This window comes from Streptomyces sp. NPDC001515 (assembly GCF_053597115.1).
The window spans coordinates 11397-32872 of sequence record NZ_JBSFHN010000012.1 but is presented as its reverse complement, the minus strand read 5'-3'; the positions used below and the strand labels follow the sequence as shown (position 1 = coordinate 32872).

At 72.5% G+C, this 21476-nt stretch carries 23 protein-coding genes and 1 pseudogene; 18 read left to right on the top strand and 6 right to left on the bottom strand.

What is annotated here, in order from left to right; all coding sequences use genetic code 11:
* Nucleotides 1–51: 51 nt before the first annotated feature.
* A complete protein-coding gene (locus tag ACWCXC_RS14930) occupies nt 52–444 on the top strand; it encodes a VOC family protein (RefSeq protein ID WP_450680498.1) in 393 nt (130 codons plus the stop codon).
* Nucleotides 445–449: 5 nt separating this feature from the next.
* Here the strand turns inward: ACWCXC_RS14930 and ACWCXC_RS14925 are convergent, their stop codons facing one another.
* Nucleotides 450–1145: a helix-turn-helix domain-containing protein gene (locus ACWCXC_RS14925; protein WP_450680499.1), complete on the bottom strand. Its 696-nt coding sequence runs from the start codon at nt 1143–1145 to the stop codon at nt 450–452.
* A gap of 64 nt (nt 1146–1209) precedes the next feature.
* On the opposite strand from ACWCXC_RS14925, the pseudogene ACWCXC_RS14920 reads away from it, so the two are divergent.
* Nucleotides 1210–1536: pseudogene (locus tag ACWCXC_RS14920) on the top strand (CU044_2847 family protein); the annotation flags it as partial.
* Between the two features lie 127 nt (nt 1537–1663).
* Here the strand turns inward: ACWCXC_RS14920 and ACWCXC_RS14915 are convergent.
* Complete coding sequence (locus tag ACWCXC_RS14915) at nt 1664–2788, bottom strand: YihY/virulence factor BrkB family protein (RefSeq protein ID WP_450680529.1); 1125 nt, start codon at nt 2786–2788, stop codon at nt 1664–1666.
* 74 nt (nt 2789–2862) lie between these two features.
* Here ACWCXC_RS14915 and ACWCXC_RS14910 point away from each other — a divergent pair, with 74 nt between their 5' ends.
* From ACWCXC_RS14910 to ACWCXC_RS14845, 14 genes are all read left to right on the top strand, one after another.
* Entirely contained in the window at nt 2863–4500 is a 1638-nt protein-coding gene (locus tag ACWCXC_RS14910; protein WP_450680500.1) for an acyl-CoA dehydrogenase family protein, read from the top strand.
* Between the two features lie 267 nt (nt 4501–4767).
* Nucleotides 4768–6021 (top strand): GAF domain-containing protein, encoded by a 1254-nt coding sequence (locus ACWCXC_RS14905; RefSeq protein ID WP_450680530.1) that lies wholly within the window; start codon nt 4768–4770, stop codon nt 6019–6021.
* 61 nt (nt 6022–6082) lie between these two features.
* Nucleotides 6083–6691: a GNAT family N-acetyltransferase gene (locus ACWCXC_RS14900; protein WP_450888990.1), complete on the top strand. Its 609-nt coding sequence runs from the start codon at nt 6083–6085 to the stop codon at nt 6689–6691.
* A gap of 222 nt (nt 6692–6913) precedes the next feature.
* Nucleotides 6914–6997 carry a putative leader peptide gene (locus tag ACWCXC_RS14895; protein ID WP_311203059.1) on the top strand — a complete coding sequence of 28 codons (84 nt, stop codon included), beginning with the start codon at nt 6914–6916 and terminating at the stop codon, nt 6995–6997.
* Between the two features lie 114 nt (nt 6998–7111).
* Complete coding sequence (locus ACWCXC_RS14890; protein ID WP_450888988.1) at nt 7112–8809, top strand: nitrite/sulfite reductase; 1698 nt, start codon at nt 7112–7114, stop codon at nt 8807–8809.
* Nucleotides 8806–8985 carry a hypothetical protein gene (locus ACWCXC_RS14885; RefSeq protein WP_383641778.1) on the top strand — a complete coding sequence of 60 codons (180 nt, stop codon included), beginning with the start codon at nt 8806–8808 and terminating at the stop codon, nt 8983–8985. Before ACWCXC_RS14890 ends, ACWCXC_RS14885 begins: the two co-directional genes overlap by 4 nt.
* Nucleotides 8982–9698, top strand: a complete 717-nt coding sequence (locus tag ACWCXC_RS14880) for a phosphoadenylyl-sulfate reductase (RefSeq protein ID WP_450888986.1) — start codon at nt 8982–8984, stop codon at nt 9696–9698. The genes ACWCXC_RS14885 and ACWCXC_RS14880 overlap by 4 nt, the downstream gene beginning before the upstream one ends.
* Nucleotides 9699–9721: 23 nt before the next feature.
* Nucleotides 9722–10267 carry an adenylyl-sulfate kinase gene (gene cysC / locus ACWCXC_RS14875; RefSeq protein ID WP_450680504.1) on the top strand — a complete coding sequence of 182 codons (546 nt, stop codon included), beginning with the start codon at nt 9722–9724 and terminating at the stop codon, nt 10265–10267.
* Nucleotides 10264–11199: a sulfate adenylyltransferase subunit CysD gene (cysD, locus tag ACWCXC_RS14870; protein ID WP_450680505.1), complete on the top strand. Its 936-nt coding sequence runs from the start codon at nt 10264–10266 to the stop codon at nt 11197–11199. The genes cysC and cysD overlap by 4 nt, the downstream gene beginning before the upstream one ends.
* A gap of 2 nt (nt 11200–11201) precedes the next feature.
* Entirely contained in the window at nt 11202–12545 is a 1344-nt protein-coding gene (locus ACWCXC_RS14865; RefSeq protein ID WP_450680506.1) for a sulfate adenylyltransferase subunit 1, read from the top strand.
* A 233-nt stretch (nt 12546–12778) separates the two neighbouring features.
* On the top strand, nt 12779–13894 hold the full coding sequence (locus tag ACWCXC_RS14860; RefSeq protein ID WP_450680507.1) for an aliphatic sulfonate ABC transporter substrate-binding protein: 1116 nt from the start codon (nt 12779–12781) through the stop codon (nt 13892–13894).
* Between the two features lie 34 nt (nt 13895–13928).
* Nucleotides 13929–14717 carry an ABC transporter ATP-binding protein gene (locus tag ACWCXC_RS14855; RefSeq protein WP_450680508.1) on the top strand — a complete coding sequence of 263 codons (789 nt, stop codon included), beginning with the start codon at nt 13929–13931 and terminating at the stop codon, nt 14715–14717.
* Complete coding sequence (locus tag ACWCXC_RS14850) at nt 14704–15627, top strand: ABC transporter permease (RefSeq protein ID WP_450680509.1); 924 nt, start codon at nt 14704–14706, stop codon at nt 15625–15627. Before ACWCXC_RS14855 ends, ACWCXC_RS14850 begins: the two co-directional genes overlap by 14 nt.
* A gap of 9 nt (nt 15628–15636) precedes the next feature.
* On the top strand, nt 15637–16407 hold the full coding sequence (locus tag ACWCXC_RS14845) for a sirohydrochlorin chelatase (protein WP_450680510.1): 771 nt from the start codon (nt 15637–15639) through the stop codon (nt 16405–16407).
* A gap of 25 nt (nt 16408–16432) precedes the next feature.
* Here ACWCXC_RS14845 and ACWCXC_RS14840 read toward each other — a convergent pair whose 3' ends face one another.
* Both ACWCXC_RS14840 and ACWCXC_RS14835 read right to left on the bottom strand, forming a co-directional pair.
* Nucleotides 16433–17065, bottom strand: a complete 633-nt coding sequence (locus ACWCXC_RS14840) for a mycothiol-dependent nitroreductase Rv2466c family protein (protein ID WP_450888981.1) — start codon at nt 17063–17065, stop codon at nt 16433–16435.
* Between the two features lie 66 nt (nt 17066–17131).
* Complete coding sequence (locus ACWCXC_RS14835) at nt 17132–17719, bottom strand: TIGR03086 family metal-binding protein (protein ID WP_450888979.1); 588 nt, start codon at nt 17717–17719, stop codon at nt 17132–17134.
* A 96-nt stretch (nt 17720–17815) separates the two neighbouring features.
* On the opposite strand from ACWCXC_RS14835, the gene ACWCXC_RS14830 reads away from it, so the two are divergent.
* Both ACWCXC_RS14830 and ACWCXC_RS14825 read left to right on the top strand, forming a co-directional pair.
* Nucleotides 17816–18685, top strand: a complete 870-nt coding sequence (locus ACWCXC_RS14830; RefSeq protein WP_450680513.1) for an aldo/keto reductase — start codon at nt 17816–17818, stop codon at nt 18683–18685.
* 14 nt (nt 18686–18699) lie between these two features.
* On the top strand, nt 18700–19536 hold the full coding sequence (locus tag ACWCXC_RS14825; protein ID WP_450680514.1) for an ABC transporter ATP-binding protein: 837 nt from the start codon (nt 18700–18702) through the stop codon (nt 19534–19536).
* Nucleotides 19537–19543: 7 nt separating this feature from the next.
* On the opposite strand, the gene ACWCXC_RS14820 is transcribed toward ACWCXC_RS14825, so the two are convergent.
* Nucleotides 19544–19930, bottom strand: coding sequence for a nuclear transport factor 2 family protein (locus ACWCXC_RS14820; RefSeq protein WP_450680515.1), 387 nt, complete (start codon nt 19928–19930; stop codon nt 19544–19546).
* Nucleotides 19931–20055: 125 nt separating this feature from the next.
* Nucleotides 20056–21258 carry a S8 family serine peptidase gene (locus ACWCXC_RS14815; RefSeq protein ID WP_450680516.1) on the bottom strand — a complete coding sequence of 401 codons (1203 nt, stop codon included), beginning with the start codon at nt 21256–21258 and terminating at the stop codon, nt 20056–20058.
* Nucleotides 21259–21476 lie beyond the last annotated feature (218 nt).

The following is a 21476-nucleotide window of genomic DNA, read 5'->3' as shown; positions in this document are numbered from 1 at the left end:
GCGACCGATTCGTTCAAGACCCGGGGGCGTGCGCGGCCCTACGGTCGGGTCATGACTCCACGACTCGACGCGATCGGCATCGTCACGGCGGACCTGGCGGCCTCGCTCGCCTTCTACCGCAGGCTCGGAATCGACATCCCCGAAGGCGCGGAATCGGCGCCCCATGTCGAAGCGGCGCTCCCGGGCGGACAGCGCCTGCTGTGGGACACCGAGGACGTCGTCCGCTCCTTCGATCCCCACGGGACCCCGGGACACGGCTCGGAACGGCTCGGTCTCGCCTTCCTCTGCGACAGTCCCGCTGAGGTCGACTCCGTCTACGAGGAGCTGACCGGGGCCGGGTACCGGGGGCATCTGAAGCCGTGGGACGCGGTGTGGGGGCAGCGGTACGCGGTGGTCCTCGACCCGGACGGCTGCGGGGTGTCGCTGTTCGCCCCGGCGGACTGACCGCGTCAGCGCCCTTCCAGATAGGCGGTCAGGGTGGTGCCGGCCAGGGCGCGCATCTCCCTGGCCAGGTGCGCCTGGTCGGCGCAGCCCGCCGCGACGGCGGCCTGCGCGTACGGCGCTCCGGCGCGGACCAGGGCCAGGGCCCGTTGCAGCCGGAGCACCCGGGCGAGCGTCTTGGGGCCGTAGCCGAACGCGTCCAGGCAGCGGCGGTGCAGTTGCCGGGCGCCCAGTCCGGCGGAGCGGGCGGTGTCCGCGACGCTCCGGCCCGCGTCGAGGCGGGCGGCGACGGCGCGCATCAGCGGGTCGGGCGGCTCGGTGCGGGCGGCCCGGTGCAGGGCGATGGACTCCAGCGCGGTCGCGGGGTCGGCGGCCGAGGCGACGCGTTCGGTCAGTTCGCGGACGCGGGCCCCGGACCACAGCGCCTCCAGCGGGACCCGGCGGTCGCGCAGTTCGTGCGCCGGTACGCCGAGCAGCGCGGGCGCCGTACCGGGGGCGAACCGGACGCCGGCGAAGGTGCCGCCGGTCGTGGCGGGGGCCTGGGCCCGGGTGTCCGGACCGGCCACGAGGAGCCGTCCGCCGATCCAGAGCAGGTCCATGCAGCCGTCGGGCAGCACCGGCCGCGCCGCGCCCGGGGACACGGTCAGCGTCCAGAGCAGGGCGCCCTCCAGCCTCGACGCGCGCTCTTCGTAGCTGTGGCCCATGCCACTAGTCTCGTGGACGCAGGGTTCGGCACGCACACGCGGTATCGGCATCCCGGGGGCGTTCATGGCGTCGATGATGGAGTTCACGACGGAGAGCGGTGCGACGGTGACGGTCGAAGTCGACCGGCATGTGCCCGGTGCCCGGCTGGTCGCGCGCGACGGGCACGCACTGGCGCGGGCGGGGCGCACCTTCGACAGCGCCCTCCAGGGCATCCGGTCGGCGGCCGAGTCGGCGCTCGCCGTGTTCCGCGACGGGGTGCTGAAGCCGGACGGGGTGGAGCTGGAGTTCGGGGTGAAGATCACCTCGGAGGCCGGGGCGGTGATCGCGAAGAGCGCGATGGAGGGCCATCTCGTGGTCAAGCTGTCGTGGTCCCCGGGCTCCCAGCCCGCCGTGCCTCCCGCACCGCCGGCGGCCGCTCCCCCGCCCGCCGTTCCGGCCCCGACGCCGCCGGTCCCCGCACCGGCCCCGCCCGCTCCCCCGGCGGTCCCGCCGGCCGGCTGACGGCCCGGGGCGCCGCTCACTCCCCTTGCGGAGGGGGGTGCGGCTTCTCCGTCCGGTCGGGCTCCTTCTCCTTCTCGCGGCTCGGCTGGAGCCGCGACTTCACGTCGTCCGGCGGCAGGAACCGCGACCAGCGCTCGGGGAACTCGGACGGCATGTACGGCAGGTCGCCGTCCTCGATGTCGTCGTCCTCTCCCCCGTCCCCGTGCTCCGCCTGGGCGCGGGCCACGAGCTCGGCCGCCTGGGCGGCCCGCGCCCGGTCGCTCGCCGCGCGGGCGGCGGCCGTCGCCACCGACGGCCAGACGCGGTCGATGGCCGCGTTCACGGCCGCGCCCACCAGAACCGCGAAGGCGGAGATGCCGATCCACAGCAGCACCGCGATCGGGGCCGCGAGCGAACCGTAGATCGTGGGGCCCTCGACCGTACTGGTGAGGTAGATCCTCAGCAGGAAGCTTCCGAGCACCCACATCGTCAGGGCCACCAGGGCGCCCGGGGTGTCCTCGATCCACGGCGAGCGGACCGGGACGGACACGTGGTAGAGCGTCGTCAGGAAGGCGATGGACAGCACGATCACCAGCGGCCAGTACAGGACGCTTATGAGCTCGGTGCCCCAGGGGATCAGCTCCACCACCCGGTCCGGACCGACGACGAGCAGCGGCAGCACCACCGCGCCGAGCAGCAGCGCCACCACGTACAGGAGGAAGGCGAGCATCCGCGTCTTGACGATGCCCCGGTGCCCGTCGAGTCCGTACATCACGGTGATCGTGTCGATGAAGACGTTGACCGCGCGCGAACCGGACCAGAGGGCGATCGCGAAGCCGATGGAGATGACGTCGGGGCGGGCCCCGGTCGTGACATCAGCGAGCAGCGGTTTGGCGAAGTCGTTGACGCCCCGCTCGGAGAGCACCGTCTGGGCGGCGCTGAGGATGTTGCGCTCGATGGAGGCGACCGTGGTGGTGCTGGTCCACTCGTCGACGTATCCGAGCAGGCCGATCAGACCGAGCAGCAGCGGCGGCAGGGACAGCAGGGTGAAGAACGCCGCCTCGGCGGCGAGTCCCAGGATGCGGTACTCCATGCACGAGTTGACGGTGTCCTTGAGCAACTGCCAGGCCATGTGCCGCTTGGACACGTTGCGGTAGAGCACTCGGGCCCGGTGGAGCCGGCCCGCCCGCCGCTCGGGTGTTTCATTTGCTGCCTGCACGTCCTTACCGTATCGGCATGGCAGCCAGCACCCACACCGTGTCCAATCAGCCCCCTCCGCTCCTCGGCTACGACGTCTTCGCGGCGGACCGGGTGCTCGTGGAGGCGGTGGAGCGGCATCTTCCGGAGGATCTGCTCGGGCCGGCCCGGACGGCGCTGGGCGAGCTGGGCCGGGCGGCCGGTTCCGCGCAGGCCGCGAAATGGGCCGAGCGGGCCGACGCCTGTCCGCCGAGGCTGCGCACCCACGACCGCTACGGGCACCGGATCGACGAGGTGGAGTTCGATCCGGCCTGGCACCGGCTGCTCGGCCATGCCGTGGGCGCGGGCCTGACGGACGCCTGGGACGTGCCGGGCGGGCATGTGCGCCGGGCCGCGGGGTTGCTGGTGTGGACGCAGGCCGAGGCCGGGCACGGCTGCCCGGTCTCGATGACCCACGCCGCGGTGCCGGCGCTGCGGACCGAACCGGAGCTGGCGGCCCTCTGGGAGCCGCTGCTGACCTCGCACGTGTACGAGGAGGGGCTGCGCCCCGTGGGTCTCAAGTCCGGGGCGCTGCTGGGGATGGCCATGACGGAGAAGCAGGGCGGCTCCGACGTACGGTCGCACACGACGCGGGCCGAGCCGCTGTCCGAGGACGGCGCCTATCTGCTGACCGGGCACTCGTGGTTCTGCTCGGCGCCGATGTCCGACGGGTTCCTGGTGCTGGCCCGGGCCCCGGGCGGGCTGACCTGCTTCCTGCTGCCCCGGGTGCTGCCCGACGGCACTCGCAACGTCTTCGCGATCCAGCGGCTCAAGGACAAGCTGGGCAACCGGTCCAACGCCTCGGCCGAGGTCGAGTTCGACGGGACGTGGGCGCGGCGGGTCGGTGAGGAGGGGCGCGGGGTGCGCACCGTCATGGGCACGGTGGCGGCGGCCCGGCTGGACTGTGTGACCGGTTCGGCGGCGCTGATGCGGCAGGCGGTGGCCCAGGCCGTCCACCACACCACCTACCGGCACGCCTTCGGAGGGGCGCTGGCCGACAAGCCGCTGATGCGCAACGTGCTGGCCGATCTGGCGGTGGAGTCGGAGGCGGCGACGGTCCTGGCGCTGCGGCTGGCGGCGGCCCTCGACGCGGGGTCCGCGGCCGAGACGGCGTTCCTGCGGCTCGCGGTGCCGGTGGCGAAGTACTGGGTGGCCAAGCGGTGCACGCCGCTGGTGGCCGAGGCACTGGAGTGCCTGGGCGGCAACGGCTATGTGGAGGAGTCGGGGCTGCCCCGGCTGCTGCGCGAGGCGCCCCTCCACTCGATCGGTGAGGGCCCGGGCAATGTGCAGGCGCTCGACGCGCTGCGGGCGCTCCAGCGGGAGCCCGCCGCGCTGAACGCCTTCCTCCAGGAGGTGGGGCGGGCGCGGGGCGCCGACCACCGGCTGGACCGGGCGATCCGGGGGCTGCTGACGGAGCTGGCCGATCTGGAGGGGATCGAGGCGCGGGCCCGCCGGCTCGTGGAGCGGATGGCGCTGGTGCTCCAGGGGTCGCTGCTGGTGCGCTGGGCGCCGCCGGAGGTGGCCGACGCGTTCTGCGCGTCGCGGCTGGGCGGGGACGGGGGCAGGGCGTTCGGGACGCTGCCGCACACGCTGGACCTGGCGGCGGTGGTGGCGCGGGCCAGGGCCGTGGAGCACTGACGGGGCGTCCGGTACGGCAACAGGGGGTGGTGCTGCGCCGACACGGCACCACCCCCCATGCAGTACACACCGACCGAAAGGGCCGAAACCCTGCCGAGCGGTGTACTTCTACTCTTGTACGGTCGGGGGGCCGTCGCCAGAGTTGCAGAGGGTTGCAACCATTGTGCGGAGTTGCGGCACACAGCTCCGCGCCCCGTCAGGATGGGGCGGCCCGCACGTTCCATCCCCGAGGGAGATACCGACGTGGAGACAGGCCCTGTCGAGGTGATGCGGCCGGCCGTCCGGGAGCCCGGCCAGGACGCGCGGCTCCACCGGGCGCGCGAGGCGCGGCTGGAGGGCGGGCGGATGCCGGTGCGCCCGCGCGCGGAGATCGGGGCCTCGTGGGACCGGGTGCTGCGCAGCGGCATCGACCCCGAGCAGTCCACCCAGAGCCGGTTGCTGGAGCAGGAGGAGATCGAGCACCGGCGCCGCAGTTCCGCGCTGGGCGAGGTGATGCCGCTTCTGAGCGACGGGCTGGTGGGCATCGCGGACGTCTCGCAGCAGATCATGGTGGTGACCGACGCGGAGGGCCGGGTGCTCTGGCGCCAGGGCAACACGGGGGTGCTGCGCCGGGCCGACGCGATCTGTCTGGCCGAGGGCGCGGCCTGGTCGGAGGAGAGCACCGGCACCAACGCGATCGGTACCTCGCTGGCCTCGCGCGCCCCGGTGCAGGTGCACTCGGCCGAGCACTTCGTGCGCAGTCTGCACAGCTGGACGTGCGCGGCGGCCCCGGTGCGCGATCCCCGGGACGGCCGGCTGATGGGGATCGTCGACATCAGCGGTCCGGCGAGCACCTTCCATCCGACGACGCTGGCCCTGGTGGGGTCGGTGGCGCGGCTGGCCGAGAGCGAGATCAAGAACCGCCATCTCCAGTCGATCGACCGGCTGCGGTCGGTGGCGGCGCCGATGCTCTGCCGGCTGGGCGGCCGGGCGCTGGCGGTGGACGGCCACGGCTGGCTGGCCGCGGTGACCGGGATGCCGCCGATGGAGCGGCTGCCGCTGCCCAAATCGCTCGCGCCCGGCCGGGTGTGGCTGCCGTCGCTGGGGATGTGCCGCGTGGAGCCGCTGCCGGGCGGCTGGCTGGTGCAGGTGGCGGACGGGATGCTGGACAGCCCGCCGCGCCGGGTGGTGCTGGATCTGAGCGTGCCGCAGGCGCTCGCCGCGCATGTGGTCTCCCCGGTGGGGACGTGGACGCAGCGGCTCTCGCCGCGCCACGCCGAGCTGCTGTACGCGCTGGCGCTGCACCGGGAGGGGCGTACGGCCTCGGAGCTGGCGGAGGACCTGTTCGGGGATCCGACCCGCACGGTGACGGTCCGGGCGGAGATCTCCCGGCTGCGGCGCCATCTCGCGGAGGTGCTGGCGCACCGCCCGTACCGGTTCGGCGAGGGGGTCGAGGTGGAGGTGGTGCGCCCGGCGGACCCGGTCGATCTGCTGCCGCGGTCGACGGCGCCGGTGGTGGTGGCGGCGCGCGGGGCTTCCTGAGACGGCGTTCACGCAGGTCCCGGCTTGGGGCGGGCGCGCAGGGCATGGTTGTCTGGCGGGTATGAGCACATCCGAACCCGTGTCCGGTCCCGCCCTGGCCGAGGTGACCGTCTGGTCCCTCGAACAGACCTCCCCCGACGATCTGCGGCCCGCCGCCGAGCCCGAGGGCGCGGTGCGGATCGTCCGCTCCGAGGTGCCGCTGCCCGAGTTCAGCCGGTTCCTCTATACGGCGGTCGGCGGCGACGTCCGGTGGACGGACCGCCTGCCGATGACCTACGCGCAGTGGCGCGAGGTGCTGGAGCGGCCCGGCGCGGAGACGTGGGTGGCCTACGTCGACGGCACCCCGGCCGGGTACATCGAGCTGGACCCGCAGGACGACGGGGTCGTGGAGATCATGTACTTCGGTCTGATCCCGGCGTTCCGGGGCCGCCGGATCGGCGGGCACCTGCTGTCGTACGGGACGGCGCGGGCGTGGGACCTGGCGGAGCGGTGGCCCGGCCGGCCGGCGACGAAGCGGGTCTGGGTGCACACCTGCTCCAAGGACGGTCCGTACGCGCTGGCCAACTACGAGCGGCGCGGTTTCCGGCTCTTCGACACCACGACGGAACGGGAGCCCGACGTGGCGACCCCCGGCCCGTGGCCGGAGGCCGGCCCGACGTCGCGTCCCTGAACGCTTGAGAACGCCTCGCGGGGCCGCGTCCCGGAATTCCTCGCGGAGGCCCCTCGCGCCCGAGAGGCGCGAAAGAAATGCACATGGTTGTCCGGATTTCCGGGGAACCCGGCGCCCGTCATCGACGTGACGGGCGCCACAGCGTCTCACCTGTCGGGACTCTCGCGTCCACATCGCGGATAGTAGTGGACTGGCCCGAGATCCGCGTGACACGCTTCCGTCATGTCTGGAACTGGAATTGCCTTGGTGAGTCGGCGTCACGTCGACCTCGGCCGCGTGTCCAGCGCCATCTGTCCGGCGAGCTGAGAGTCCCAGCACCGCCGCGCTCCCCCTTTTCTCTGCAACGCCTGCGCACCGCCGCGCCTTACGCGAGTGTGCAGTTCAGAGCCGCCCTCCTGCAGTCCCGAAGGACGTACTGTCATGGCCGCTACCCCGGAACAGCCTGCGCCCGCCGCACCCCGCCGCAAGGCGGGACGCCACCGCGGCGAAGGTCAGTGGGCCCTGGGGCACTACACCCCGCTGAACGGCAATGAGCAGTTCAAGAAGGACGACGACAGTCTCAATGTGCGGACACGCATTGAGACGATCTACTCCAAGCGTGGATTCGACTCCATCGACCCCAACGACCTTCGCGGACGCATGCGTTGGTGGGGGCTGTACACCCAGCGCCGGGCCGGGATCGACGGCGGCAAGACCGCGGTCCTGGAGCCCGAGGAGCTGGAGGACTCGTACTTCATGATGCGGGTGCGCATCGACGGCGGGAAGCTCACCACCGAGCAGTTGCGCGTCATCGGCGAGATCTCGCAGGAGTACGCCCGGGGCAGCGCGGACATCACCGACCGGCAGAACGTCCAGATGCACTGGATCCGCATCGAGGACGTCCCGGCCATCTGGGAGAAGCTGGAGGCCGTCGGGCTCTCCACCACCGAGGCGTGCGGCGACTGCCCGCGTACGATGATCGGCTCCCCGGTCGCGGGCATCGCCGCCGACGAGATCCTCGACGGCACCCCGGCCCTGGAGGAGATCCACCGGCGCTACATCGGCAGCCCCGAATTCTCCAACCTGCCCCGCAAGTTCAAGACCGCGATCTCCGGATCGCCGGTCCAGGACGTGGTGCACGAGATCAACGACATCGCCTTCGTCGGCGTCGACCACCCCGAGCACGGACCCGGCTTCGACCTCTGGGTCGGCGGCGGGCTGTCCACCAACCCGCGGCTGGCCGAACGCCTGGGCGCCTGGGTGCCGTTGGACGAGGTCGCGGACGTCTGGGCCGGGGTCGTGGGGATCTTCCGGGACTACGGCTACCGCCGGCTGCGCAACCGCGCCCGGCTGAAGTTCCTGGTCGCCGACTGGGGCGTCGCCAAGTTCCGCCAGGTGCTGGAGGACGAGTACCTCAAGCGCCCGATGCTGGACGGCCCGGCCCCCGCCGAGCCCAGCAGCCGCTGGCGCGACCACATCGGCGTCCACCCCCAGCAGGACGGCCGCTTCTACGTGGGCTTCGCCCCGCGCGTGGGCCGGGTGGACGGCTCCACGCTCGCCAAGATCGCCGATCTGGCCGAGGCGCACGGCTCCGGCCGGGTGCGCACCACCGTCGAGCAGAAGATGATCGTCCTCGACGTGGAGGCCGACCGGATCGCATCGCTCTCCGCCGGGCTGGAGGCGCTGGGCTTCCAGGTCGAGCCGTCCACGTTCCGCCGGGGCACGATGGCCTGCACCGGCATCGAGTACTGCAAGCTCGCCATCGTCGAGACGAAGGCGCGCGGCGCCTCCCTCATCGAGGAACTGGAGCGCCGGCTCCCGGACTTCGACGAGCCGCTGACCATCAACATCAACGGCTGCCCGAACGCCTGCGCCCGGATCCAGACCGCCGACATCGGCCTCAAGGGCCAGTTGATGCTGGACGACGAGGGCAACCAGGTGGAGGGCTACCAGGTGCACCTGGGCGGGGCCCTCGGGCTCGACGCCGGCTTCGGCCGCAAGGTCCGCGGCCTCAAGGTCACCTCGGACGAACTGCCGGACTACGTCGAGCGGGTGCTCGGGAAGTTCCAGGAGGAGCGCGAGGAGGGCGAGCGCTTCGCGACCTGGGCGGCTCGGGCCAGTGCGGAGTCCCTGTCATGAGCGGACGGGCCGCGCCGTTCCACTGCCCCTACTGCGGCGACGAGGACCTGCGCCCCCACGAGGCGGGGCACGGGGCCTGGGAATGCGCCTCCTGCAACCGGGCGTTCCAGCTGAAGTTCCTGGGCCTGCTGACCCGGGGACTGGCGCGCGACGACGTGGAAGGGGACGGGATATGACGGACAGTCTGCTGGCCGGGGACCGCACCGACGCCGAGCTGAGGGAGCTGGCCGAGAAGGCCGGCCGGGAGCTGGAGGACGCCTCGGCGCTCGCCATCCTCACCTGGGCCGCGGAGACCTTCGGCAAACGCTTCTGCGTCACCTCGTCGATGGAGGACGCCGTCGTCGCCCACCTCGCCTCCCGGGCCATGCCCGGCGTGGACGTGGTCTTCCTGGACACCGGCTATCACTTCGAGGAGACCATCGGCACCCGGGACGCGGTCGAGGCCGTGATGGACGTCAACGTCATCACGCTGACCCCGCGCCGGACGGTGGCCGAGCAGGACGCCGAGTACGGCCCCCGGCTGCACGACCGCGACCCGGACCTGTGCTGCAAGCTGCGCAAGGTCCAGCCGCTCCAGGAGGGCCTGACCGGGTACACCGCGTGGGCCACCGGGCTGCGCCGCGACGAGTCCCCCACCCGGGCGAACACCCCGGTGGTCGGCTGGGACGAGAAGCGGCGGAAGGTCAAGGTCTCGCCGATCGCCCGCTGGACCCAGGACGACGTGGACGCCTACGTCACCGAGCACGGGGTGCTCACCAACCCGCTGCTGATGGACGGCTACGCCTCCGTGGGCTGCGCCCCCTGCACCCGGCGGGTGCTGGAGGGCGAGGACGCCCGCGCCGGCCGCTGGGCCGGACGGGGCAAGACCGAGTGCGGGCTGCACGACTGATGACGACGGAGCAGGAGAATTCGATGAGCGTGACGGAGACGGGAGCCACCGTCTGGCTGACCGGTCTGCCGAGCGCGGGCAAGACCACCATCGCGTACGAACTCGCCGGGCGGCTGCGCGGCGAGGGGCACCGGGTGGAGGTCCTCGACGGGGACGAGATCCGCGAGTTCCTCTCGGCGGGGCTCGGCTTCTCGCGCGAGGACCGGCACACCAACGTCCAGCGGATCGGCTTCGTCGCCGGCCTGCTGGCGGCCAACGGCGTGAAGGTGCTGGTCCCGGTCATCGCCCCGTACGCGGACAGCCGTGACGCGGTCCGCAAGCGGCACCAGGCCGAGGGCACCCCGTATCTGGAGGTGCACGTCGCCACTCCGGTCGAGGTCTGCTCGGAGCGCGATGTGAAGGGCCTCTACGCCAAGCAGGCGGCGGGCGAGATCAGCGGGCTGACCGGGGTGGACGACCCCTACGAGGCGCCCGAGGCGCCCGACCTGCGGATCGAGTCGCACCGTCAGACCGTGCAGGAGTCCGCGGCGGAGCTGTACGCGCTGCTGAGCGAGAGGGGTGCGGTGTGACGACCGTCGCGACCGTGTCGGAAGGCACCGGCAATCCGTACGCACTGAGCCACCTGGACTCCCTGGAGTCCGAGGCGGTGCACATCTTCCGCGAGGTGGCGGGCGAGTTCGAGCGGCCGGTGATCCTCTTCTCCGGCGGCAAGGACTCGATCCTGATGCTGCATCTGGCGCTCAAGGCGTTCGCGCCCGCGCCGGTGCCGTTCGCGCTGCTGCACGTGGACACCGGGCACAACTTCCCCGAGGTGCTGGCCTACCGCGACCGCGTGGTCGCCGAGCACGGGCTGCGGCTGCACGTTGCCTCCGTCCAGGAGTACATCGACGCCGGGAAGCTCCGCGAGCGCCCCGACGGCACCCGCAACCCGCTCCAGACGGTGCCGCTCACCGAGGCGATCCAACAGCACCGCTTCGACGCGGTCTTCGGCGGCGGGCGCCGCGACGAGGAGAAGGCGCGCGCCAAGGAGCGGGTCTTCTCGCTGCGCGACGAGTTCTCCCAGTGGGACCCGCGCCGCCAGCGCCCCGAGCTGTGGCAGCTGTACAACGGCCGGCACGCCGCGGGTGAGCACGTCCGGGTCTTCCCCATCTCCAACTGGACCGAGCTGGACGTCTGGCAGTACATCGCCCGCGAGGGCATCGCACTGCCGGAGATCTACTTCGCGCACGAGCGCGAGGTGTTCAGCCGTTCCGGCATGTGGCTGACCGCGGGCGACTGGGGCGGGCCCCGGGAGCACGAGAGGACCGAGACCCGCCAGGTGCGCTACCGCACGGTGGGCGACATGTCCTGCACGGGCGCCGTCGACTCGGACGCCACCACCCTGGACGCCGTGATCGCCGAGATCGCCGCCTCCCGCCTCACCGAGCGGGGCGCGACCCGCGCCGACGACAAGCTGTCCGAGGCCGCGATGGAAGACCGCAAGCGCGAGGGGTACTTCTAACCATGACCACCACCACCCGGCTGGCCGACCAGCTGTCCACCACCACGCTGCTGCGCTTCGCCACCGCGGGCTCCGTCGACGACGGCAAGTCGACGCTCGTGGGCCGGCTGCTCCACGACTCCAAGTCGGTCCTCACCGACCAGCTGGAGGCCGTCGAGCACGCCTCGCGCAACCGGGGCCAGGAGGCGCCCGACCTGGCGCTGCTGACCGACGGACTGCGCGCCGAGCGCGAGCAGGGCATCACCATCGACGTGGCCTACCGCTACTTCGCCACCCCCCGGCGCCGCTTCATCCTGGCGGACACCCCGGGCCACGTGCAGTACACCCGCAACATGGTCACCGGCGCCTCGACCGCCGAGCTGGCCGTGGTGCTGGTCGACGCGCGCAACGGCGTGGTCGAGCAGACCCGCCGGCACGCCGCCGTCGCCGCGCTGCTGCGGGTGCCGCACGTGGTGCTGGCCGTCAACAAGATGGACCTGGTCGACTACGCGGAGCCGGTGTTCGCCTCCATAGCCGAGGAGTTCACCGCCTACGCGGCGTCCCTGGGCGTCCCGGAGATCACCGCGATCCCGATCTCCGCGCTGGCCGGCGACAACGTCGTGGAGCCGTCCGCGCACATGGACTGGTACGGCGGGCCGACGGTCCTGGAGCACCTGGAGACCGTCCCGGTCAGCCACGACCTGACCGGCTGCCACGCCCGGTTCCCCGTCCAGTACGTGATCCGGCCGCAGACAGCCGAGCACCCCGACTACCGGGGCTACGCGGGTCAGATCGCCGCGGGCGTCTTCCGGGTCGGCGAGTCCGTCACCGTGCTGCCCTCCGGACGCGCCTCCACCATCGCCGGGATCGACCTGCTCGGCGACAGCGTGGACATCGCCTGGGCCCCGCAGTCCGTGACGCTGCGCCTGGCCGACGACATCGACGTCTCGCGCGGCGATCTGATCGCCCCGGCCGACGACGCCCCGGCCGTGACGCAGGACGTCGAGGCGACCGTCTGCCACGTCGCGGACCAGCCGCTCACCGTCGGCCAGCGGGTGCTGATCAAGCACACCACCCGCACGGTCAAGGCCATCGTCAAGGACATCCCCTCCCGGCTGACCCTGGACGACCTCTCGCAGCACCCGTCCCCGGGCCGGCTGGTCGCCAACGACATCGGCCGCGTGGTCGTGCGCACCGCGGAGCCGCTGGCGCTGGACGCGTACGCCGACTCCCGCCGCACCGGCTCCTTCCTGCTGATCGACCCGGCCGACGGCACCACGCTCACCGCGGGCATGGCGGGCGCCTCCTTCGCCGCCGTCGCGGAGCCGGAGACCGCGCCGGACGACGACGCGGAGTGGGACTTCTGATGAGGACCGACATCTTCTCGACCTTCGCGAAGGAGGGCGGCCGGGTCGGCAGCGGCGCCCTCGGCAGCGGCCAGGGCGGGGTGGCGCGATGTGCGCGATGACGTACGCGCACCGCTTGCGCGCCCGGCCGTACCACCCGCACCGCCCGTACAGACGAAGACCTGCCGACCGCCCGGCCGCCTCCCCGGACTTCCGAGGGAGCTGAGCCAGGGCCTTTGAGAGGAAGACCATCCGTGTCTGCCCCCCGTACCACGCTGCGCCGTTCCGTGGCCGCCGTCGCCGCCCTGCCCCTGCTCGCCGTGGCGCTGACCGCCTGCGGCTACGGCTCCGAGGCGAAGGACGACGACGCCAAGAAGGCGAAGGTCGCCGCCGAGGGGGAGAAGCTCTCCGCCGACACCGTGCGGATCGGCTACTTCCCGAACCTGACGCACGCCACCGCTCTCGTGGGCGACCAGGAGGGCCTGTTCCAGAAGGAGCTGGGCGGCACCCAGCTCAAGACCGCGACGTTCAACGCCGGTCCCTCCGAGATCGAGGCGCTCAACGCCGGTTCGATCGACATCGGCTTCATCGGCCCCTCGCCGTCGATCAACGGCTACACCAAGTCCAAGGGCAAGAACCTGCGCATCATCGGCGGTTCGGCCTCCGGCGGGGTGAAGCTCGTGGTGAACCCCGAGAAGATCAAGACCCTGGACGACCTCAAGGGCAAGAAGATCGCCACCCCGCAGCTCGGCAACACCCAGGACGTGGCCTTCCTCAACTGGATCTCCGAGAAGGGCTGGAAGGTCGACGCCCAGAGCGGCAAGGGCGACGTCTCCGTGGTCCGCACGGACAACAAGGTGACCCCGGACGCCTACAAGTCCGGTTCCATCGACGGTGCCTGGGTCCCCGAGCCGACCGCCTCCAAGCTCGTCGCCGAGGGCGCGAAGGAGCTGCTGAACGAGTCGACGCTGTGGCCCGACGACAAGTTCGTGATCACGAACATCATCGTGTCGCAGACGTTCCTCAAGGAGCACCCGGACGTCGTCGAGGCCGTGCTGCGCGGGTCGGTGAAGACCAACGCCTGGATCAACGCCAACCAGGACAAGGCGAAGGCGTCCGCGAACGCCGCGCTCAAGTCGCTCACCGGCAAGGAGCTTCCGGCCGAGATCCTCGACCCGGCCTGGAAGTCGATCCAGATCACCGACGACCCGCTGGCCGCCACGCTCGACGCGCAGGCGCGGCACGCCGTCAAGGCCGGTCTCCTGGAGCAGCCCGACCTCAAGGGCATCTACGACCTGAAGCCGCTGAACAAGGTCCTCAAGGCCGCGGGCAAGCCCGAGGTCGCCGACGCCGGTCTCGGCGTCAAGTAACCCAGCCGCTCGACGACCCCAGGAGGTGACGACCATGGCGACCACCCTCACCAAGGCCGAGGAACGCGTCTCGGCCGGGCACGCCGCTCGTATCGACCACGTCTCGAAGTCCTTCTCCGGGCCCACGGGACAGCAGCTGGTCCTGGACGACATCACGCTCGATGTCGCCCCGGGTGAGTTCGTCACCCTCCTGGGAGCCTCCGGGTGCGGGAAGTCGACGCTGCTCAACCTGGTGGCCGGGCTCGACCGCCCGACCGGGGGGTCCATCGAGACCCCCGGCGGGCGGCCGGCCCTGATGTTCCAGGAGCACGCCCTGTTCCCGTGGCTGACCGCGGGCAAGAACATCGAACTGGCGCTGCGGCTGCGCGGCGTTCCCAAGGCGGACCGGCGCCCGGAGGCGGAGCGGCTGCTGGAGCTGGTCCGCCTGTCCGGGGCGTACGGCAAGCGGGTGCACGAGCTGTCGGGCGGGATGCGGCAGCGCGTGGCGATGGCCCGCGCGCTGGCGCAGGACAGCCAACTGCTGCTGATGGACGAGCCGTTCGCGGCGCTCGACGCGATCACCCGGGATGTGCTGCACGACGAGCTGACCCGGATCTGGCGCGAGACGAACGTGTCGGTCCTGTTCGTCACACACAATGTGCGCGAGGCCGTACGGCTCGCCCAGCGCGTGGTGCTGCTCTCCTCCCGGCCGGGCCGGGTGGCCCGCGAGTGGACGGTCGACATCGAGCACCCGCGCCGTATCGAGGACACCGCCGTGGCGGAACTGTCCGTCGAGATCACCGAACAACTGCGTGGGGAGATCCGCCGTCATGGCCAGCACTGATGTCACGTCGGACGCACCGGGGTCCGGCGGGAGCGGTCCGGGCGCCGTGAAGCCGGACGATCTGGCCGGCCTGGAGGCCGGTCTGGACGCCCTGGACGCCGTGCAGGTCCACCGCACCCCGGTCCGCGAGGTGCTGCTGCGCAAGGTGCTGCCGCCGGTGGTCGCGGTGGCGCTGGTCCTGGTGGTCTGGCAGGTGCTGGTCTGGGCGAAGGTGACCGACGACTACAAGCTGCCCTCCCCGTCCGCGGTCGGGGAGAGCATCGGCGACATGTGGCGCCGGGGCACCCTGCTGGAGGTCGTCTGGACCAGCGTCTCGCGCGGTCTGTTCGGCTTCCTGCTGTCGGTGGCGATCGGTACGCCGCTGGGGCTGCTGGTGGCGCGGGTCAAGCTGGTGCGGGCCGCCATCGGTCCGATCCTGTCCGGGCTCCAGTCGCTGCCGTCGGTGGCCTGGGTGGCCCCGGCCGTGATCTGGCTCGGCCTCAACGACCGGATGATGTTCGCGGTGATCCTGCTGGGCGCGGTGCCGTCGATCGCCAACGGGCTGGTCTCGGGGGTCGACCAGGTGCCGCCGCTCTTCCTGCGGGCGGGCCGGACGCTGGGCGCGACCGGGCTGCGCGGGACCTGGTTCATCGTCATGCCGGCCGCTCTGCCGGGCTATCTGGCCGGTCTGAAGCAGGGCTGGGCGTTCTCCTGGCGTTCGCTGATGGCCGCCGAGATCATCGCCTCCTCGCCCGATCTCGGGCTGGGACTGGGACAGTTGCTGGAGAACGGGCGCAACAACGCGGACATGCCGGGGATCTTCCTCGCCATCATCCTGATCCTGTTCGTCGGCATCGCGATCGACCTGCTCATCTTCAGCCCGCTGGAGCGGTGGGTGCTGCGCAGCCGCGGTCTCCTGGTGAAGAACTGAGTGCCCGTCATGACCGCACCGGTGCTTCTCGTCGTCGCCCACGGCAGCCGTGACCCCCGGCACGCCGCGACCGTGCACGCGCTGACCGCGCGGGTGCGGGCGCTGCGGCCGGGGCTGCGGGTGGAGACGGGGTTCCTGGACTTCAACGCGCCCTCGGTGCCGAGGGTCCTGGAGCGGCTGGCCGCCGAGCGGTCGGACGAGGTGGTGGCGCTGCCGCTGCTGCTCACCCGGGCGTTCCACGCCAAGTCCGACATCCCCGCGGTGCTGCGGGAGGCCCGTGCCGGGCTTCCGCGCCTGCGGGTACGGCAGGCCGAGGTGCTGGGGCCCTCGCCGCTGCTGAACGCCGCGCTGGAGCGGCGGTTGCGGGAGGCCGGGGTCCGTCCCGGCGACCGCGGCTCGACGGGGCTGGTCCTGGCCTCGGCGGGCTCCACAGACCCGGAGGCGAGCGCAGTGATCGCTGAAATCGCGCGGGAGCTGCGGCACACCGGTTGGTGTTCCGTGCGGCCTGCGTTCGCCTCCGCTGTACGTGCCGGGGGCTTCCCCCGGACCGAGGACGCGGTACGGGCCCTGCGGGCCGAGGGGGTCCGCAGGGTGGCGGTCGCCCCGTACGTCGTCGCGCCGGGCCGGCTCCCGGACCGCATCGCGGCGGGGGCGGCCGAGGCCGGTGCCGACGTGCTGTCCGGGGTGCTGGGCCCGGCGCCGGAGCTGGCGCGGCTGCTGCTGGACCGGTACGACGAGGCGCGCGCCGAGCGGACGCGTCCGGCCCGGCTGAGCGCCTGACCCGGGCCGGGCGTCCCGTCCGGGTTCAGCCGAGGTCGAGGCCGCCGGTGCGGGTGCGCTTGAGTTCGAAGAAGTCGGGGTGGGCGGCGAGCACCCGGAAGCTGTCGAAGAGCCGGGCCGCCTCCTCGCCGCGCGGGACGGCCCGCAGGACGGGGCCGAACCAGACGGTTTTGTCGACGTGCAGGGTGGGGGTGCCCACATAGCCGTCGGCGGCCGGGTCCTTTCCGGCGTCGTGCCGGGCGCGGACCGCCTCGTCGTACTCCTCGGAGCGGGCGGCGGCGGCGAGCTCGGCGGGCAGGCCCAGCTCATCGAGGGACTGGGCGATCACCTCGTCGAAGTCCTCGTTCTTCTCCCGGTGGATCCGGGTCCCGTAGGCCGTGTAGAGGTCCCGCAGGATCTCCTCGCCGCGCAGGGCCGCGGCCGCCGCGGCGACGCGGACCGGGCCGATCGACTTGTCGACCAGGGTGCGGTACCAGTCGGGGAGTTCGTTGCCGGCGTTGTGCAGGTAGAGGCTCATCACATGGAAGCGGAGGTCGAGCGGCCGGTGCCGTTCGACCTCCAGCAGCCAGCGTGAGGTGATCCAGGCGAACGGGCAGGCCGGGTCGAAGTAGAGGTCGACGGCGGTCCTGCCCGTCTCCGGGGCGCGCTGTGTGGTCATGGGACGAGCCTAGGCACCCGGTGGCTCGGTCTCACGGGCCAATCGGGGAGCCTTCCACTGGGCCATTCACCCGGCGGCGCGCCATTCGGGATCGCGGCCGGACGCGGCCAGGGCGCGGGTGAGCACGGTGGCCCCGGGGGCGACAGCGACCTCCCCGGCGAAGCCCTCGTACTGCCGGTACAGCGCGGCGTTCGACTCGACGGTCGCCAGGACGAAGGCGGCGGCCTCGTCGGAGAGCCGGAGTTCCTGGCCGGTGGCGCGGGCCACGTCCCAGGTGTGCAGGACGGTCTCCTCGATGAGCATGGCGGCGTATTCGGCGGCCGGGGAGGCCAGGTCGCCGCTGCCGATGGTGCCCTCCCAGACGGCGGGGTCCGACCAGGCGGCGACCGCCCGGTCGAGCTGGGCGGCGTAGCGCTCGGCCCAGTCGGCGTCCGCGGTGAAGTCGCGGGCGACCAGGTCCCCGGGCAGTTCGGTGCGCAGGGCGCGGTGCTCCAGGCCGTGCGAGGTGTAGAGCACCCAGTGGTTCACGAGGGTGCGGACGTCCCAGTCCGCGCAGGGGGTCGCGGTGCCGTCGAGCTGGGCGGGGCGCACGGCGCGGGCCACCCGGGCCGCCTCGGCGGCGCATTCGGTCATATGGGCGTGCTCGGTCTTCATGCGTTCCACGCTAGGAGGGCGCGGGCGGCCCGTATTGAAGAAAGGCGACAGCCCCCGGGGCCCGGCCCGGTTCCGGGCACGGACTACCGTTCCCCCATGAACAGCGCACTTCCTCCGCCCGGCGACACCTTCCTCCTGGGCGGCGAGCTGCCCGTCCACCGGCTGGGTTACGGCACCGCCCAGCTCACCGGCCCCGGGTACTGGGGCCCGCGCGGGGACCGCCGGGACGCGGTCGCGGTGCTGCGGGCGGCGGTCGACGCGGGGGTGACGCTGATCGACACGGCGGACAACTACGGGCCGGAGCTGGCCGAGGAGCTGGTCGCGGAGGCCCTGCACCCGTACCGGGACGGGCTGGTGATCGCGACCAAGGGCGGGGTCGTACGGACCGGCGACAGCGCCTGGCACATCGCGGGGCGGCCCGAGGAGCTGCGGGCGATGTGCGAGGCGAGCCTGCGGCGGCTGCGGACCGACCGGATCGACCTGTACCAGCTGCACCGGCTGGACCCCCGGGTGCCGATGGAGGAGCAGCTGGGGGCACTGGAGGGCTTGCGGCAGGAGGGTAAGATCCGCTGCATCGGCCTGGACACCCTCACCGCCGAGCAGCTGGAGCAGGCGCTCTCCCTGACCGGGATCGTCTCGGTGCAGAACCGCTTCAACCTTCTCGACCGCGCCTCGGACGCGGTGCTGAGGATGTGCGAGGCCCACGGCCTGGCGTTCCTGCCCTGGTTCCCCCTGGCGAACGGCGCGCTGACCGGTGACACGGCCGCCGCGCTGGACGCGGTCGCGGACGGCCACGGGGCCACCCGCGGACAGATCGCCCTCGCCTGGCTGCTGCACCGCTCCCCCGTGCTGTGCCCGACCCCGGGCACCGGTTCGGCCGCCCATCTCGCGGAGAACCTGGGGGCCCGCGACATCCGGCTGACCACCGAGGACATGAGCCGCCTGGAGGCGCTCGCACCGGCATGAAGGAGCTCCCGCACGTGACCACGACCACCGTCCCCGCCCCGTCCTCCCCCACCGACCCGGTCCCGGTGATCCGGGCGGACGGCGTCGCGCTCGTCCGCGACGGGAACGTCCTGCTGGACGCGGTCTCGCTGACCGTCCGCGCCGGGGAGCACTGGGCGCTGCTCGGTGCCAACGGCGCGGGCAAGAGCACCCTGCTGGGGCTGCTGGGCGCGGTCACCCATCCCACCCGGGGCTCGGTGGAGGTGCTGGGGCGCACGCTGGGCCGGGTCGATCTGCGGGAGCTGCGGACCCTGCTGGGGCACGTCAATCCGCGTCATCCGCTACGTTCCCCGCTCACCGTGCACGAGGTGGTGCTGACCGGTCTGACGAACTCGGTCGAGCCGGTGCCGCGCTGGTCGCCCCGGCCGGAGCAGCGGGAGCGGGCCGAGCGGCTGCTGACGATGCTGGGCATGGGCGGCAAGACGGGCTCGCGCTGGCCGGCGCTCTCGCAGGGCGAGCGGGGCCGGACGCTGATCGCCCGCGCGCTGATGCCGCGCCCCCGGCTGCTGCTGCTGGACGAGCCGGCCACCGGTCTCGACCTCGCCGCCCGGGAGCAGTTGCTGGACAGCCTGGACGCCCTGCGCGAGGAGCATCCGGAGCTGGCGACGGTGCTGGTCACCCACCATCTGGAGGAGCTGCCGGCCTCCACCACGCACGCGATGCTGCTGCGCGGCGGCCGGTGCACGGCCTCGGGGCCGGCCGACGAGGTGCTGACGACGGAGCTGGTCAGCGACTGCTTCGGCCATCCGGTGCGGATCTCGCGCACGGACGGCCGGTGGGCGGCGCGGGCAAGGCGGGCGGCGCGCCGCTGACCCCGGCTCAGCTGCCGGGGGCCGGTCCCGCGCCGTCGTACGGGGTGGCCTGGTGGTAGTAGAGCAGCCACCGCGTCCCGGCGCGCCGCCACAGGGAGCTGCGGTGGGCGCGCCTGCCCTTGATCTCGGTCTCGTAGGTGAGGTGGACGAGGGTGTCGCCGAGCTGGACGCCGCGCATCCGGGAGGCCGTGAGCTGGCCGGGCCTCGGGGCCTCGTCCGCGATCAGGGCGGCGACCACCGTGGCGCGGTCCCAGCGGCGGCCGGTGGTGTCGACCTCGTGGAAGTCGGGGTGCAGGACCTGGAGGAGGAGATCGGCGGAGGACCGGACCAGTGGGTCGAGGAGGCGCAGTTCGCCCTCGACGGCCGCGGCCAGCGCCGGGGACGGATCGCTCACGCGGCGCCTCCGGCCGTCTGTTCGGTTCTGATCATGTGCGCACCCTAGGACAGTCCTCGGGAAACGCGCGGCCGCCGCGCCCCGTGGGGGAGGGCGCGGCGGTCGCTGAGGAGGGCGGTTTCGGGCTACTCGACGATCTTCAGCAGCTTGTTGGCGGTGCCGTCGGTGGCGTTGGTGATGGCGTCCGGGGTGGCTCCCTCGGTGAGTGCCGTCGCCACCTCCTCCGGGGTGGCGTCCGGGTGGCCGGACAGGTAGACAGCGGCGGCGCCGACGACGTGCGGAGTCGCCATGGAGGTGCCGGAGATGGTGTTGGACGCGTCGTCGCTGGTGTTCCAGGACGAGGTGATGTCCGAGCCCGGGGCGTAGATGTCCACGACCGGTCCGTAGTTGGAGAAGGAGGACTGCTCGTCGTCCACCGTGGACGAGGCGACGGTGATGGCCTCGGGCACCCGCGAGGGGGAGCCCCCGCCGGCGTCGGACGATTCGTTGCCGGCGGCGACCGCGAAGGTGACGCCGGAGGCGATGGCCTTCTGGACGGCCGCGTCGAGCGCCTCGTCGGCGCCGCCGCCGAGGCTCATGTTGGCGACGGACGGGCCCTCGTGGTTCTCGGTGACCCAGTCGATGCCCGCGACGACCTGCTCGGTGGTGCCCGAGCCGGAGTCGTCGAGCACCCGGACGGCAACGATCTTGGCGTTCTTGGCGACCCCGTACGTCGCCCCGGCTATGGTGCCGGCCACATGGGTGCCGTGGCCGTGGCCGTCGTCGGCGCTGTCGTCGTTGTCCACGGCGTCGTAGCCGGAGGTGGCCCGGCCCTCGAACTCCTCGTGGGTGGTGCGGACCCCGGTGTCGATGACGTACGCGGTGACGCCCTCGCCCGCGCTGTCGGGGTAGGTGTACGCGTTGTCGCCGGCGGTCTCCGTCTGGTCGATGCGGTCCAGACCCCACGAGGGCGGGTTGTCCTGGGTGGCGTCGATGTGGAACTTCTTGTTCTGGACGACCTTGGAGACGGCCGGGTCGGCGGCGAGACGGCTCGCCTCGGTCTCGGAAAGCCCGCTGGCGGAGAAGCCGTTGATGGCGGAGCTGTAGTCGCGCTTGAGCTTTCCGCCGTACTTGGCGGCGAGTTCGGACTTGTCGGCCTTGTGGTCCAGCATCACGATGTAGCTGCCGGCGACGGCGGTGGCCGCGTCGGCGCCGTACACCTTGCCGGTGGCGGGGGCGGGTGCGGCCCCGGCGAACGGGGTGCCCAGCAGGGTGACTCCGGCGGCCGCGGCCACCGCGGTGACGGCGGCGGTCAGCTTGAACCGGCGTGCGCGCTTGTGAAGTGCCATGAAGAGGGGTCTCCTCGTCATTCTTTGTGGGGGGATTGGCCCTCGGCCGGAAGATCTCCGGGGGCTGGCTCGAAACCCTGACCGATTGACGCGCACAGTTCAAGGGCCTGCCACGGCTCCGACGCAGTCGTGAATCTTTCGTCACAGGACGTCCGCACCCGTTTCGCGATGCCCCGACCACCTTTACGCGCAAGGGGCTTTGAGCCGGTGCCCCGGGG

Excerpts from the sequence above, each read along its gene's own strand:
- ACWCXC_RS14880 (WP_450888986.1), top strand. The coding sequence starts at position 8,982 with ATGACGGACAGTCTGCTGGCCGGGGACCGCACCGACGCCGAGCTGAGG.
- ACWCXC_RS14890 (WP_450888988.1), top strand. The coding sequence starts at position 7,112 with ATGGCCGCTACCCCGGAACAGCCTGCGCCCGCCGCACCCCGCCGCAAG.
- ACWCXC_RS14925 (WP_450680499.1), bottom strand. The coding sequence starts at position 1,145 with ATGGGCCACAGCTACGAAGAGCGCGCGTCGAGGCTGGAGGGCGCCCTG.
- ACWCXC_RS14850 (WP_450680509.1), top strand. The coding sequence starts at position 14,704 with ATGGCCAGCACTGATGTCACGTCGGACGCACCGGGGTCCGGCGGGAGC.
- ACWCXC_RS14865 (WP_450680506.1), top strand. The coding sequence starts at position 11,202 with ATGACCACCACCACCCGGCTGGCCGACCAGCTGTCCACCACCACGCTG.
- ACWCXC_RS14835 (WP_450888979.1), bottom strand. The coding sequence starts at position 17,719 with ATGAAGACCGAGCACGCCCATATGACCGAATGCGCCGCCGAGGCGGCC.
- cysC (WP_450680504.1), top strand. The coding sequence starts at position 9,722 with ATGAGCGTGACGGAGACGGGAGCCACCGTCTGGCTGACCGGTCTGCCG.
- ACWCXC_RS14815 (WP_450680516.1), bottom strand. The coding sequence starts at position 21,258 with ATGGCACTTCACAAGCGCGCACGCCGGTTCAAGCTGACCGCCGCCGTC.
- ACWCXC_RS14905 (WP_450680530.1), top strand. The coding sequence starts at position 4,768 with ATGCGGCCGGCCGTCCGGGAGCCCGGCCAGGACGCGCGGCTCCACCGG.
- ACWCXC_RS14910 (WP_450680500.1), top strand. The coding sequence starts at position 2,863 with ATGGCAGCCAGCACCCACACCGTGTCCAATCAGCCCCCTCCGCTCCTC.
- ACWCXC_RS14900 (WP_450888990.1), top strand. The coding sequence starts at position 6,083 with ATGAGCACATCCGAACCCGTGTCCGGTCCCGCCCTGGCCGAGGTGACC.
- ACWCXC_RS14855 (WP_450680508.1), top strand. The coding sequence starts at position 13,929 with ATGGCGACCACCCTCACCAAGGCCGAGGAACGCGTCTCGGCCGGGCAC.
- ACWCXC_RS14930 (WP_450680498.1), top strand. The coding sequence starts at position 52 with ATGACTCCACGACTCGACGCGATCGGCATCGTCACGGCGGACCTGGCG.
- ACWCXC_RS14845 (WP_450680510.1), top strand. The coding sequence starts at position 15,637 with ATGACCGCACCGGTGCTTCTCGTCGTCGCCCACGGCAGCCGTGACCCC.
- ACWCXC_RS14840 (WP_450888981.1), bottom strand. The coding sequence starts at position 17,065 with ATGACCACACAGCGCGCCCCGGAGACGGGCAGGACCGCCGTCGACCTC.
- ACWCXC_RS14830 (WP_450680513.1), top strand. The coding sequence starts at position 17,816 with ATGAACAGCGCACTTCCTCCGCCCGGCGACACCTTCCTCCTGGGCGGC.
- ACWCXC_RS14885 (WP_383641778.1), top strand. The coding sequence starts at position 8,806 with ATGAGCGGACGGGCCGCGCCGTTCCACTGCCCCTACTGCGGCGACGAG.
- ACWCXC_RS14895 (WP_311203059.1), top strand. The coding sequence starts at position 6,914 with ATGTCTGGAACTGGAATTGCCTTGGTGAGTCGGCGTCACGTCGACCTC.